At 54.0% G+C, this 615-nt stretch carries 1 protein-coding gene; it reads left to right on the forward strand.

Going from position 1 to position 615, the window contains the following annotated elements:
- On the forward strand, positions 1-351 hold a 351-nt coding region (locus tag J5M56_RS23835), incomplete at its 5' end, for a DapH/DapD/GlmU-related protein (RefSeq protein WP_279381836.1).
- Between the last annotated feature and the right edge of the window lie 264 nt (positions 352-615).

Raw genomic sequence — 615 nt, forward strand, 5'->3', positions numbered from 1 at the left:
CATGTGGGTAACTTCGTTGAGCTGAAAAATGCTCACATGGGCGAAGGTGCCAAGGCTGGCCACCTGACCTATCTGGGCGATGCCGAAATCGGCGCACGTACCAATATCGGTGCCGGCACCATCACCTGCAACTACGATGGCGCCAACAAGTGGAAAACCGTCCTGGGTGCTGACGTGTTCATCGGCTCCAACAACTCGCTGGTCGCCCCTGTGGATATCTCCAACGGTGCAACCACTGCGGCCGGATCGACCATCACGCAAAATGTGGATAACGCTCAGCTGGCGGTTGGCCGAGCCCGTCAGAAGAACATCGACGGCTGGAAACGGCCGGAAAAAATCAAAAAATCCTGATTTTTCCACAACCTCTTGTGGGAGCGAGCCTGTTCGCGAATGCGGTTTGTCAGTCACGTCTTCAGTGGCTGAGACTCCCTTTCGCGAGCGGGCTCGCTCCCACAGTCATTTCAATCTTTCTGAATTTTTCTCCCCGCGTCTTGACGGAAACCTTTCGATAGAGTTTCATTGCTCGCGTTATCTTTCGAATCGAAACTTAAGCCGCCATGTCCAAACGCAACACTCCCCAACGTCGTCATAACATCCTCGCCTTGCTCAATGAGC

Source organism: Pseudomonas sp. 51_B (genome assembly GCF_017491595.1).
GTDB lineage: Bacteria > Pseudomonadota > Gammaproteobacteria > Pseudomonadales > Pseudomonadaceae > Aquipseudomonas > Aquipseudomonas promysalinigenes.